Origin of the sequence: Marinagarivorans cellulosilyticus (assembly GCF_021655555.1) — a bacterium.
Lineage (GTDB): Bacteria > Pseudomonadota > Gammaproteobacteria > Pseudomonadales > Cellvibrionaceae > Marinagarivorans > Marinagarivorans cellulosilyticus.
This window is the reverse complement of sequence record NZ_AP023086.1, coordinates 3,121,808-3,134,267: the sequence shown is the minus strand read 5'-3', so window position 1 is coordinate 3,134,267 and position 12,460 is coordinate 3,121,808. Positions and strand designations below refer to the sequence as shown.

Annotated in this window: 11 protein-coding genes; 7 read left to right on the top strand and 4 right to left on the bottom strand. The window is 46.0% G+C overall.

The window, feature by feature from the left end:
• The first annotated feature begins 78 nt into the window (after window positions 1–78).
• The 7 genes from MARGE09_RS12565 (at window position 79) to MARGE09_RS12535 (ending at window position 8,328) form a co-directional block, all read left to right on the top strand.
• Window positions 79–1,557 carry a CotH kinase family protein gene (locus MARGE09_RS12565; RefSeq protein WP_236982399.1) on the top strand — a complete coding sequence of 493 codons (1,479 nt, stop codon included), beginning with the start codon at window positions 79–81 and terminating at the stop codon, window positions 1,555–1,557.
• A 179-nt stretch (window positions 1,558–1,736) separates the two neighbouring features.
• Window positions 1,737–3,272 carry a pectate lyase family protein gene (locus MARGE09_RS12560; RefSeq protein ID WP_236982397.1) on the top strand — a complete coding sequence of 512 codons (1,536 nt, stop codon included), beginning with the start codon at window positions 1,737–1,739 and terminating at the stop codon, window positions 3,270–3,272.
• A 354-nt stretch (window positions 3,273–3,626) separates the two neighbouring features.
• Window positions 3,627–4,256 carry a pyridoxamine 5'-phosphate oxidase family protein gene (locus MARGE09_RS12555; protein ID WP_236982396.1) on the top strand — a complete coding sequence of 210 codons (630 nt, stop codon included), beginning with the start codon at window positions 3,627–3,629 and terminating at the stop codon, window positions 4,254–4,256.
• Between the two features lie 51 nt (window positions 4,257–4,307).
• A complete protein-coding gene (locus MARGE09_RS12550; RefSeq protein ID WP_275068720.1) occupies window positions 4,308–4,565 on the top strand; it encodes a DNA-3-methyladenine glycosylase I in 258 nt (85 codons plus the stop codon).
• A 78-nt stretch (window positions 4,566–4,643) separates the two neighbouring features.
• Window positions 4,644–5,114 (top strand): DNA-3-methyladenine glycosylase I, encoded by a 471-nt coding sequence (locus MARGE09_RS12545; RefSeq protein WP_236982395.1) that lies wholly within the window; start codon window positions 4,644–4,646, stop codon window positions 5,112–5,114.
• A gap of 149 nt (window positions 5,115–5,263) precedes the next feature.
• Window positions 5,264–6,442 (top strand): DUF3089 domain-containing protein, encoded by a 1,179-nt coding sequence (locus MARGE09_RS12540; protein WP_236982394.1) that lies wholly within the window; start codon window positions 5,264–5,266, stop codon window positions 6,440–6,442.
• A 287-nt stretch (window positions 6,443–6,729) separates the two neighbouring features.
• The gene (locus MARGE09_RS12535; protein ID WP_236982393.1) at window positions 6,730–8,328 is read left to right on the top strand and encodes a methyl-accepting chemotaxis protein; all 1,599 of its coding nucleotides are present in this window, start codon (window positions 6,730–6,732) and stop codon (window positions 8,326–8,328) included.
• Between the two features lie 85 nt (window positions 8,329–8,413).
• Here the strand turns inward: MARGE09_RS12535 and MARGE09_RS12530 are convergent, their stop codons facing one another.
• The 4 genes from MARGE09_RS12530 to MARGE09_RS12515 form a co-directional block, all read right to left on the bottom strand.
• Window positions 8,414–9,874, bottom strand: coding sequence for a serine hydrolase domain-containing protein (locus MARGE09_RS12530; protein ID WP_236982392.1), 1,461 nt, complete (start codon window positions 9,872–9,874; stop codon window positions 8,414–8,416).
• Window positions 9,875–9,934: 60 nt separating this feature from the next.
• Window positions 9,935–10,207 carry a hypothetical protein gene (locus tag MARGE09_RS12525; RefSeq protein WP_236982391.1) on the bottom strand — a complete coding sequence of 91 codons (273 nt, stop codon included), beginning with the start codon at window positions 10,205–10,207 and terminating at the stop codon, window positions 9,935–9,937.
• A gap of 481 nt (window positions 10,208–10,688) precedes the next feature.
• Window positions 10,689–11,156 (bottom strand): GNAT family N-acetyltransferase, encoded by a 468-nt coding sequence (locus MARGE09_RS12520; protein WP_236982389.1) that lies wholly within the window; start codon window positions 11,154–11,156, stop codon window positions 10,689–10,691.
• A gap of 199 nt (window positions 11,157–11,355) precedes the next feature.
• The gene (locus tag MARGE09_RS12515) at window positions 11,356–12,390 is read right to left on the bottom strand and encodes a hypothetical protein (protein ID WP_236982387.1); all 1,035 of its coding nucleotides are present in this window, start codon (window positions 12,388–12,390) and stop codon (window positions 11,356–11,358) included.
• Window positions 12,391–12,460: the final 70 nt, after the last annotated feature.

The following is a 12,460-nucleotide window of genomic DNA, read 5'->3' as shown; positions in this document are numbered from 1 at the left end:
CCGGAATTGTTGATACCTTAAGAATGCATAAAAAAATGCCATTTCGATAACAATTCGATAATAATAAAAGGGCGGCAAATGAATAAACTGACAGCGGTAATCATTTTTAGCGCAATGGGGCTAAACCTATTAGCATGCGGAAGCGGTACAAAGAATAATTCCACTAGCGTAACTTCATCACAGGCATCGAGCTCAGTAGAGCAATTTAGCTCAGCAAAACAATCTAGTTCAGGAGAACAATCTAGCTCAGCAAGCTCAATTACACTTGCTAGCTGGATACCCACCGGCACCACCACTACCCTGCCCCAATTGATTATTAATACCACCGATAGCCTGCCAGTAGTCACTAAGGACACCTACTTAACAGCCAGTTACGAACTCAGCGATATTGACGAATTACCTATAACTGGCGAGTTAAAAATCCGTGGGCGCGGTAACTCAACTTGGGATTTTGACAAAAAGCCTTATCGCTTACGGCTCGAAAAATCGACTAGTCTATTGGGAATGGCGGCCAATAAGCATTGGGTTTTCCTTGCTAACATGGCCGATAAAACATTAATTCGCAATGACGTAGCGTTTACGTTTAGCCGAGCCCTAGGCAGCGAATTTACGGTAGCAGACCGACATATCGAATTGATTTTAAACGGCCACTATGAAGGGGTATACCAACTTGTTGAGCACATCCGCCTAGCTAAAAACCGCATTAACCTACCCGAGCTGGACGCCGAAGAAGAAGACCCTCAACGTATTACTGGTAGCTATCTTTTAGAAGTCGATTTTCGAATGGCAACCGATTTATGCAATTTTCCAGAGGCTTCCAATATATTTCCAACGTGTGTCGACGGAGTAAATACCGACCGAGAAGAAACCTATTGCTTTGATTCGCTTCATGATATGCCTCCGATCTGCGCCAAAGACCCAGACGAACTGCTAGACGAAGCTCGCGAGCCACAGCGCAGCTATTTACAGCAATACCTAAGCGATACCGAAGGCGCACTATTTGGCCCCTCTTTTACCGACCCAGGCTTAGGCTACGCCGCCTATATTGATGTTGCGTCTGCGGTGGACTACTACATTATTAACGAATACTTTAAAAATGTAGATGGCGGCGTGGCGAGCTTTTTTATGTACAAAAAACGAGACGGCAAGCTACATTTTGGCCCCATATGGGATTTTGATTTTGGCATGGGCAATGTTAGTTATTCGACAGTACACCTAACCGCAGGCTGGCACTTACGAAACACGCCATGGTTTGCCCGCCTTTTTGAGGACCCTGCCTTTCAAGAAAAAGTAAAAACGCGCTGGGGCGAACTGAAAACCCAAGGCACCTTCGAGCAACTATTTTATTACATTAGCGCCAGAGCAAAATGGCTAGACATAGCACAAGCCGATAATTTTGATCGCTGGGCCACCGTTCAAGACCAGCCTATCTTCGAATGGCGATCGTGGTTTAATGCCACACTGGAACTCCCGGGCAGTTACGCAGGCGAGGTAGAAAAGCTGATCAACTGGCAACGAAGTCGATATTTATGGATGGATTCAGAATTCACCCAGTGACCATCCCCATACCCCCTGTAAAAGGGCGCTTTAGCGGCAGCCCTTTTACAAGCTGGCCCGATATAACCACTATATGGCCGCCCTTAAAACTGCCAAACAAGTCGCAAAACACCACTCAAGGCAGACCAATACTCAGCAAATAACATAAACTGGCCTTACCAATAATAAGGTAAAGCTATATGAGACCCGAACTTCTCCTGTGTACTGCTGCGCTGTCACTTTTATTAAGTGCTTGCGACGGACAAACCGCCCTTAGTAGCTCTAGTACTATTACAGCAACGCATTCAAGCGATGCCAGTAGCGCACAAAGCTCACCCAGTGCTGCCAGCAGCAGTAGCCTAAGCTCCTCTCCCCCTACCTCGCCGCCTGTTGCATTCCCTGGCGCCGAAGGTTACGGGCGCTTTGCTACCGGTGGGCGCGGTGGCGATGTTTACCACGTCACGCACCTTAACGATTTTGGCGAGGGCTCTTTGCGCGAAGGGATTAATTCCGCTAACGGCCCGCGTACCATCGTTTTTGATGTTTCTGGCAATATTGCGCTCGAATCGGCGCTTATCATCAATAAAAATAACATCACCCTAGCCGGCCAAACAGCGCCAGAAGGTGGCATAACGGTTTACGGGTACAACACGCTGGTAGAAGCAAATAACGTGATCATCCGGCATATGCGCTTTCGCTGTGGCGATTTTAATGTGTACGACACAACCGGTGTAAAACCACCGCGTGGCAATGGCGATTTAAAAGGCAGCAACGCAGACGCCATTAGCGTAATTCACGCTAACAATGTCATTTTGGATCACATATCAGCATCGTGGAGCGTGGACGAATCCTTATCGGTCACCTGGTCTAATAACATTACTATTCAAAATTCTATTATTGCCGAAGCACTTAACGATTCGTACCTCGTTAAAACAAAAAACGGGTCGTCGTACCTTATGCCTCATGGTTTTGGCTCGCTGGTGCGCGCAAATAATAACGATGGCGGCGGCTACACCTATTACCGCAACCTTTATGCACATAACGATATGCGCAACCCAGGCATAGGCCCCAATCAGGAATCGCCAACGGTTTACAAAGCGAAGCTCGACTTTGTCAATAATGTTATTTATGGCTGGGGGCAGCGCCAAGGCGAATCGATTGATGGTTCTAAAGGTGGGCGCGCAGAAGTGAATATGGTTGGCAATTATTACATCGCCAACAACGATTCCAACACCCCAGAGGATATTTGGGACAACGAAAAATATGAGAGCATTTATGCTTTTCAGTCGGGTAATAAAATCGACAGCAATATTAATGGCATACTCGACGGCACAGATCGCGGCTGGAATGCGTTTTCGGCATTTGCAAGTAACCAAAAAATAGCACAACGCTGGGACTACCCTGAAGTCACCACCCTTTCGGCCGATGACGCTTACCTGTGGGTCAAAAATAATGTCGGTGCATCGCTCAGCCGCGACAGCACAGACGAGCGCCTCATTCATCAAATGGTCACCAATACCGGCTACATTATTAACAGCCAAGACGAAGTAGGCGGAATTGAATCAATACCATCAACCCAAGGCCCAAGTGACGCCGACCGCGACGGCATGCCAGATATATGGGAAACAGCGCAAGGGCTAGACAAAGACAACAGCGATGATCGCAACCATTACACCTTAAATAACCACTATACAAATTTGGAAGTGTATTTAAATAGCTTAATCGCTAACCAATAAGCCCTTATTATTGGCAACTACCCCAACGTGCATTAGGTTTTCTGTGCAGATCCTTTTAGAATGGTATTTGTAGCTTTGAGCGGAGATTTTTTAGATTGATACCATCACTCTAGGCGAGACCCAGAAAAATTGAGTACGACGCTAGAAATGCTGCTCTAGCAGCAGCGAAGCGATCCTGAGCCAAAAGTGAATGCAACGTTAGGGTATAGCACGCGTTAATCGCCCACTTAATTTCACCCAGACCGCTATGCGCGAACTGATGCAAAAGCCAGAAACGCTGCAAGTATGGTTTGATGCCAAAAAACAAACGTTTGAAGATTTACCCACATCGAACTAGAAAAAGGGCACGGGTATATGGAAGACAACATCATTAGCAGCCATGCGGAATTACGTAAACTCTATGGTGAACCGCTGGGTTTAGCGGTTGATAAGGAAAGGAGCGAATTAGACGAGTACAGCCGAGCATTTTTAGCGCTCTCGCCATTTGCGATTCTATCAACAGCGAGCAGTGTCGGTATTCAAGATTGCTCGCCCCGTGGCGATCAGCCCGGTTTTATTCAGATCATAGATCATAAAACCCTTGCCCTACCCGATCGTCCAGGTAATAACCGTCTTGATAGCCTAAGCAATATTATCGAAAACCCAAACGTTGGCCTGCTGGTATTAGTGCCGGGCTTTGGCGAGTGCCTACGCATTAACGGCAGCGCAAAAATCTCTATCGACACTCAGCTTTTAGAGCAGTGTAAGCAGCAGGGAAAGCTCCCGAAATCGGCAATTACCATCTCGATTACAGAAATATATTTCCACTGCACCAAAGCCATTAAACGCTCCAAGCTGTGGCAGCCAGAATCCTTAACCGAGCGCAGTATTCTACCCTCGTTTGCGCGGATATTAATGGCACAAATAGACCCGAATACGCCTGAAAGCGAGGTTAAAAAAGTCGAAGCCTTTGTGGCCGAGAGAGCCAAAAATCAACTTTATTAGCAGTCATTAACAATTTATTAGGCGCCATTAAAACCAACCGAGGGAATCGGTATGAACACAACCATTCTAGGCCCCGACGGCAAGCCTCGCTGCAGCTGGTGTGCCGCGGCACCCGAATTTTTCGATTACCATGACAAAGAATGGGGTTACCCGGTTGACGACGACATTCGCCTATTTGAAAAAATATGCTTAGAGAGTTTTCAATCCGGCTTGAGCTGGCGCACTATTCTGGCAAAACGCGAAAGTTTTCGCCGCGCCTTTCAGGATTTTAACTTTAGGGCACCTCTAAAAATAGTAATTTTTTTGTGAGAGCAAGGAATCACCGCCCGGAGAGCCGCAGTTTACGTGGTGTAAATGAGGACTCGAGGACGGAGCTAATGTCCATGGATGGACCGAATACAGGTTTTGCAGGAGCGAAAACCTGTAAGCCGCTATCGCGGAAAAAGTGCATTTTTAGAGCTGCCCTTTACTAAAATTGCGAATTTTTCCGAATCCGATATCGAGCGGCTTTTGCAAGATTCAGGCATTGTACGTCACCGTGGAAAAATTGAATCGGTCGTCAATAATGCTCGATGCGCGCTAGAGCTAGTCGCCCAAGAAGGTTCACTGGCGGCTTTTTTCTGGAGCTTTGAACCCGCGCCACAAAACCTAGAAAAACCCCAAAGCGCAAGCACCTCGAAAGAATCAATCGCTTTAGCCAAGGCGCTAAAAAAACGCGGCTGGAAGTTCGTTGGCCCAACAACCTGCTATGCCTTTATGCAAGCTATGGGGTTGATTAACGACCATGCCGAAGCATGCATTTATCGGAAAAAAGTTTCTGAAGCGCGCAAGAAATTCAGCAAACCCGTCAAACAATAGGCCGAAGAAAAACCGTTGATCTCGCGCCAGCCTCCACGAGAGCTCGAGCCCCAAGATATCGCCTAACGTTAAACCAACGGCATGGCCATCTTGAAAAAATAGTTTTAGAGCCCATTAACCACACGAATCGATTGCAACGGTATGCGCCTGTGAAAGCCCTAAAAACTATTGCCCTTTTTCTCGTCATTTTATTTATCACCTCAGCAGGCGCGTATGCTTATTTAAAAACAACAGGTAAAGATCAAAAATTGTTAGTTTTTGCTGTCTCTCAATTGTTGCAACCTAAACAACCTTTTGATGCTTCTACCATGGCGCCGCCACCGGATTACTCTCGGCCCGCCAGTTGGCTTTCCCTACCCGAGCGAATCGACGAAGCCGATTTATTGCCGCAAGGCGTTAATATTCTAGCAAACGATGGTAGTGCTACCACCGATGTTTTTTATATCCACGGCACAGGTTACCTTAACAACCAAGCATGGACATCACCGCTTAGTGCCCATAGCGCCACAGCGGACAACAGTCGATTTTCGCTAGCGAACGAAGCGAGCATTTTTAATAGCTGCTGTAACATTTATGCCCCGCATTTCCGCGAAACTTCAATGTTTACCTATATGGCCTTAAGCCCAAATCAAAGAGATGAAATTTTAGATGCCGTGTACCGCGATATTCATCGCGCTTTTAGCCACTTTATTGCAGCGTATAATAATGAGCGGCCCATTATTATTGTTAGCCACAGCCAAGGCACCCACCTCGCAATGCGGCTGCTAAGCGATATTGATAACGACGCTGCGATATCACGGCGTATTGTGGCGGCCTACTTAATTGGCAGCGGGCCAGTATCACTAAGCCCAGCTTATGTAGCCTCACTCAAGCATTTCTCTGTATGCCAACAAGCCGGTGACACAGGGTGTATCGTTCACTGGGACACCTACGGTGAAAATGGCAAACAAAAACTCTTCAGCAGCCCAGAACAGTCTATTTGCGTAAATCCACTAAGCTGGGAATACAATCAGAAAAAAGCGAGTGCACGCTTAAATTTGGGGTCCGTTCCCATCACCGGTAGTTATACGATGAAACTGGTCGGTGACGACGCCTCCGAAGGCGTGACATTCAATGCACTTTCAGCGCCAATGGTTGGCTACAGCTGGGCACAATGCCGAGAGGGATTTTTGTATGTTGCTGATCAATCGGGCACCGACTATGAGAAACTCGGCAAGCTGCCCGACAAATCCTATCACGGCTTAGATCTTCCGCTATTCCATATGAATATTCGCGCTAATGCCGACGAAAGGATTAGAGCGTTTAACTCAACACGTCCTCAGCAATAGCAAAGAAGCTCGCCAGATAGACCTAGCGTACGCTAACGATAAAGGTAAGGCAGGCCGCCCCATCATGCTAAACACTATTATCGTCAAACTCCTGCTTTAATCGGCTCAGCACTATCGCGTAAATCATCCCTGGTAAGCAGCCTTTTACGTACCACTAGTTACGCCCTTCTAAAACAACAATGCTAACGAGTAGCGCCAAATTTTCGCTGATTGGCCATACCCCTATTCGCTGACTACACTTGTAGAATATTAGTCTCGATAGTTACTATCGACTGGAGAGGATTGGGATGAAAAATTGGAGCATAAGACGGAAGTTATCAATTCCTTTAATTATTGCTTGTATTGCAGTTATCGCTTTCGCAGCTGTGAGCTATTACCAATCTACCCTGCTAAAACGGCAATCGGCCGCCATGGCGGAACAATTTGTACCAGCCATATCGCATATTCTCAACGCCGACAGAGACTTATACCAAGCGCGCCTAGCCATATTGGCCGCACTGCTTAGCCCCAGCGAGCAAGCACAACATAAAGCCACATTTATGGAAAACAGCTTGCAGGCAAAAGATCGAATGCGCAGCTTTGCCGAGCTGTTACCAAATGCCCCTATCGTGCAAAGCACCATTAATAACTTTGAAGCACTTTATAGCCAATGGCACCAAGAAAGCCTTAATGTTTTAAACAGCTTAAATACCGCTGACTTCGAAAAGTCTGACAACAGCTTTCAAGCCCTGCGCACAGTGTATGATAAAGCCGGAGAAGCCGCATTAAGCAGGGCAAGCAGCCTACGTCAGGCCAGCGAAGCGCAATCGGCCAAGCTTACAACTCTAATGAATATTTTGGCAGTGCTTACAGTTTTATACCTTGCATGCATTAGCTATTTTAGCCCCAAGTCCATCAGCGAACGCATAATGGGCGTTACCAACCGCCTACAAGAAATTAATTCTGGCGGTGGTGATTTAAGCCAGCGCATCGCGATAACATCGGCAGACGAAGTAGGCGCTTTATGCAAAAACTTTAACGGCACCTTAGAAACACTAGGGAAAATGATTAGCAATATTCACGACGAAATTGCTTCGCTGCGCGCACAGTCGCAAGAACTAAATAGCATCATTGAATCCGTAAACCACTGCACAGAAGACCAAGGTAAAGCATTAGGCTCGCTTGCGGTCTCGTTTCACCAAAGCGCTACAGCAACTCAAGAGGTTGCCGGCATTGCCACCCGCACCTCCGACCTGACCGTAGAAACAACCGGGGCGGTAAAAACCAGTATTGCAGATGTTCAAGCAACGGCATCGAACATCAACACCCTATCCAACGACTTTAGCGATACATTTAGCACCGCCGACTCACTCAAGCAAAATTCTAGCGAAATCACCTCGGTGGTAGAAACCATTAGAAGCATCGCCGAGCAAACCAACCTTCTAGCTTTAAATGCAGCCATTGAAGCGGCGCGCGCTGGCGAACAAGGCAGAGGCTTTGCCGTTGTGGCCGACGAGGTACGCACTTTAGCCAGCAGAACTCAATCCTCTACTAACGACATCCATGAAATTGTGACCCGCTTACACGATCAGATCGAAAGCGTATTTACCGCCATTGCAGGCGGCTGCAACCAATTAAAAAACACCGTCACACTGACTCAATCCACCAGCTCTAAACTGGCCGGCGTTAGCGATGTAATGGATAGCATTGGGAACATGACACTACAAACAGCCGCCGCCACAGAAGAGCAATCGCAAGTTAGCGCAGAAATAAACCGCAACATCACACTAATAGATCAAACATCACAAGACAATGTGGCATCGGTTCAAAAAATCCAAGCCATTAGCACGCAGCTTAATAAACTAGCGGCAGGTTTAGAGCATAGCGTTAAGCAATTTCAGGCTTAAGTGCCACCTCTTACCCATCCCTAGCCATTACCTTAATAGCCCTGCCGTATTAGCCCACAAATAGGATATTACGGCAACATACGGGTTACTTAATACGCGCTAATAGTTGCCGAATTTTTCGCTCAACAGCCCTAGAGCCATGGCTATAGTTAGATAAAACAACACTGGCATAGCCTTGATCCAAATAAATATCAAGGTTAGAACTTACCCCCAAAAAACCACCATTATGGCCAACTATACGGTTATCGGGTGTTCCGCCTACACTAAAGCCATAACCGTATTCCGGCGAATGTAAATTAGGCCTTGGGGAATAAAGCTCCTCGGTAAATTTTTTGCCCAGTAATTTAAAGTTTACAAGCGCTTGTGCAAAACGGTGTAAATCTTCAACCGTAGAAAAACCACCGCCAGCCGGCCCACCCTTAAGCGCATGGGTATATAGATTATTAACCCAACCGGTATCATTTTTCGCATTAGCGGTATAACCAATAGCCAAATTAGGCACCGGCTGATCCATCTCAAAGCTGCCAGAACTGACCATACCTGCGGGCTTATAAATATGCTCTCGAATATAGCTAAAATAATCTTGGCCAGTTACCGACTCGATCACCACACCCAACATAAGCATGCCTGTATTGCTATAAGCATTATCACTACCGGGCTCAAATTGGAGTTTTTCTCCAACAATAAGCGGCTTGTAATCTTGTAAAGTGCGTAAGCGGTTTTTAGATGTTGCCATAAAGGCCTGGTTAAAATAACTCCCCAAGCCTGAAGAATGCGTAAGCAAGTGACGAATTTCAATTTTGCGGCTCACCGCTTTAGGCAGCCAACTTTCGTCAGCGTATTGGCTTAATTTATCGCTTAAAGAAAGCTTACCGGCCTCAACCAATTGCATAACGGCAATCGCTGTAAACATTTTATTCATAGAGCCAAGGTTAAACTTTGTTTGCACATTATTCGGCACATTAAAACGCTTACTGGCCAGACCTTCTGCATGGCTATACAACACTTTGTCGCCCTTGCCGACCAGCACACTGCCAGAAAAAACCTCACGCTTAGCCACGCGCTTAACATAAGCATCAAGCTTACTAACCGCCTCTGGCATTGTGATTAGCGTACTTTCTTCTGCTAGGGATGCATCCCACATATCAAGCCCGCTAATTTTATGCGGCTTTTCTGACGAATAATAAATGGCCAAAGCGCTCCACAATTCCGTTTTTTCAGACTGAATCAATACAACCAACTCGTTCGGCGTACCGGGATTGTGATATTTACGCTCAAAGCCAAAACGTAACTTACCATTAACGGCATGGGCTTCTTGTAAAAACTCCAAATGCATAGCCATTGGAAACTGCTGTAAAAATTCTGGTGCAAAACTAGCGGCGATAAAGCTTTCTAATTTAGCAACATCAGCAGAATTAACCGCCTCTAACAAAGGGGTTACATGGTAGCTAGCAGGCCCATTAGATAATACCGCCACATCCGTATAACCTTCCTGCGAAAAGCAAGAACTACTCCATACAAAAAGCACCACCAACAAAAAACGCATTACACCCCACCTATTACAATTATTTTAAGCAGAAAAGTTCGCTAGATTATTAAAGAGCCTCTAATTGAATATATTACCTATAGCCTCAAAAATACCCACTACTGCATCAACTAAAGCATGGCAGAGCGCCTCGAGTACACCAACTATGGCTTCAATCGCGCCCTCGCCCGCCAGCGCAACAGGTGCCGCGACACAACACAACGCCACTACAGCCCCAGCAACAACCGCCACACTAAAACCCCAAAAATACAGATAGACACACGAAAAGAGCAGAACCAGCGAAGATATCGCATTGATAATCCGAAAAATCAACTTTCTTTCCTTACGCTTCATTTTTAATCCTTCTTATTAAATTTTTACAAAAGTTCTGGTCGCTATGCTTGGCTCTCGCAAGCGCAACACTTTGAACAATACTACCCGCCGCCTCTACGCCCCTTGCGGCTGCGGCATTAATGAATCCCCTCCACATCGCTTTATCGTCTAATAGCCGACAAAAACCGAAGCGCGCCGCTTAAGCCAAGCAAAAATGACATTCCGCCGCACCAACAATTATCACTGCACCAATAAATAACCGCAAGTTATTAACCTTGGATTATTAGCGCCAGTAATTACCCATGCGAGACGCTAGCACTATATTGACCAAATCCGCAGAAAATCAATAAGGGTTTGCGTTGTTATCTTTTTTAGTGTGCCTTTCCTGGATTACTTACTGGATTATTTCACCAGCTATTCCTGATCGTGCCTGCCCTCGATTATTGCGGCGAATTTTGTGGAGGCGCAGCCGGAGCTAAATTAGCTCGGGTGATTACCTTGCTTAGGCTCCAGGCACCTTGAGCACATAACTGGCGTACTTTTGCCCAAAAATTGTGCTTTCATACACCCGATCGGCCATTTTAATAAGAAACCTGTACTCAGGCCGAGTATTGAATAAATGCAGAACCACCTCACTATGATCCAGTTCGGACGCCCACCGCATCATCTCCTTGAATACTCCTAAGCCCACACCCCAATATTTAGGATCCAATACTATAGCCAGTTCATAAGAGCCGTTTTCGAACTGAATACCACACCAACCTGCCGCCGCGCCATCTACCTTGATCCCTCTAACTCTGCATCCGTAAGCTTGATTTACTTTAACTTTACCCTTAATCCATTCATCCAATAAGGTTTCGTCAAATTCGTCATGCGTAACCAGGTGATCCCGGACCTTCTGTTTGTTCAGAATACTCAAAAGCTCAACGCGATTAAGGTATTGAAGATCAACGTACTCAATAGTTTTCATTATTTACAGGACATCCAAAACTAATTAATTTCAAACCTAATACCCACCTACGAAAACCATCAAACTGTAGATGTCACGAATTCGTAATTATACAATTTTTTCGAAAAAGAGGTGGTTTTGCGTGAAGTGATGCTTATTAGACATCAAATATGAATCCACCAACATAATGGGCTATGGTATCGGTACAACGGAGTAGCTTCTAACAACCAAACAATCGCCGAGCGGCACCTAATCCTTTAACCCAGCATTGATCAAGCTTTTCGGCGCAGGGGCGTATCGCATCGCCACGGCCAATGCAGTGGTGAAAATCGGTTTCGATGCGGGGCATATGTTCTAGCCAGTCATCCACGCCAATTTCTAGACGCTGTAATATTTTAGGCGATGCAAGTGCGATGGCGCCGCTCTTATTGGGTAGAATAGCTCGCCCCGTCCAGTCGATGAGCTCAAGATAATCGCGCCAGTAAAAGGGAATAACACCTGTAGAACGCTGCCCTTGGTCTACAGAATCGGCAGTGGGAAGGTGATTCTTTTTAGGCGGTTTACAGAAATTGGCCAGCCTAATGGACTTTTTGTCTTTAGCTTTTTTAGCAGGTTTATTCAAAGACTGAATGCGTTGTTGAATGGCCGTAAAATCGCTGGTTTCTGGCAGCTCCGCCATGCCGGCGCGCACAGGGTTTAAATCGACATATGCCATGCAGGTAATAATCGCCTGCTCGTCGAGTAAAGCCTGGCTTTTAAAGCGGCCCTCCCAAAAACGGCCAGTGCATTTATCTTCTGCGTTTGCGAGTCGTGCGATATGTTCATTTAAACAACGCATAAACCAGCTAATGCTACTCAAACGTTTACGCCACTCAGCAACAAGGTCATCGACAAGATATTGCTCCGCTTTATTGATAGGCTGATTTTTTAACACTTTAAGGGCTAATTCATTCCCTTTGAATAACATCATCCAACGCCGAATAACCGTTTTATCACTCCACCCTGCTGCTTTTTCCGCATCAATATGCAGTACCAAATGATAGTGATTTGACAATACTGCGTATGCTGCGATGTCTAACGCAAATATATCCCCAAGTTCAGCAAGTTTATCCGATATCCATTCGCGACGATGTTCATAGTTTTTACCGCTATATTTATCTTCGCCCATGAGAAATGAGCGTTTAATACAACGTGAGCAAATATGGAACCAGCTGGTTTGATCTAAAGAGATCAATGTTCTACGCGCTTGAGTCATAAAAAACCTCAGTGATAAACACTACCTAGTCATTTAGGTATAGCCAATCACCGAGTTTTTTGCATTACCG

Coding starts and splice junctions, on each gene's coding strand:
- MARGE09_RS12565 (WP_236982399.1), top strand. CDS start 79: ATGAATAAACTGACAGCGGTAATCATTTTTAGCGCAATGGGGCTAAAC.
- MARGE09_RS12560 (WP_236982397.1), top strand. CDS start 1,737: ATGAGACCCGAACTTCTCCTGTGTACTGCTGCGCTGTCACTTTTATTA.
- MARGE09_RS12555 (WP_236982396.1), top strand. CDS start 3,627: ATGGAAGACAACATCATTAGCAGCCATGCGGAATTACGTAAACTCTAT.
- MARGE09_RS12550 (WP_275068720.1), top strand. CDS start 4,308: ATGAACACAACCATTCTAGGCCCCGACGGCAAGCCTCGCTGCAGCTGG.
- MARGE09_RS12545 (WP_236982395.1), top strand. CDS start 4,644: ATGGACCGAATACAGGTTTTGCAGGAGCGAAAACCTGTAAGCCGCTAT.
- MARGE09_RS12535 (WP_236982393.1), top strand. CDS start 6,730: ATGAAAAATTGGAGCATAAGACGGAAGTTATCAATTCCTTTAATTATT.
- MARGE09_RS12530 (WP_236982392.1), bottom strand. CDS start 9,874: ATGCGTTTTTTGTTGGTGGTGCTTTTTGTATGGAGTAGTTCTTGCTTT.
- MARGE09_RS12525 (WP_236982391.1), bottom strand. CDS start 10,207: ATGAAGCGTAAGGAAAGAAAGTTGATTTTTCGGATTATCAATGCGATA.
- MARGE09_RS12520 (WP_236982389.1), bottom strand. CDS start 11,156: ATGAAAACTATTGAGTACGTTGATCTTCAATACCTTAATCGCGTTGAG.
- MARGE09_RS12515 (WP_236982387.1), bottom strand. CDS start 12,390: ATGACTCAAGCGCGTAGAACATTGATCTCTTTAGATCAAACCAGCTGG.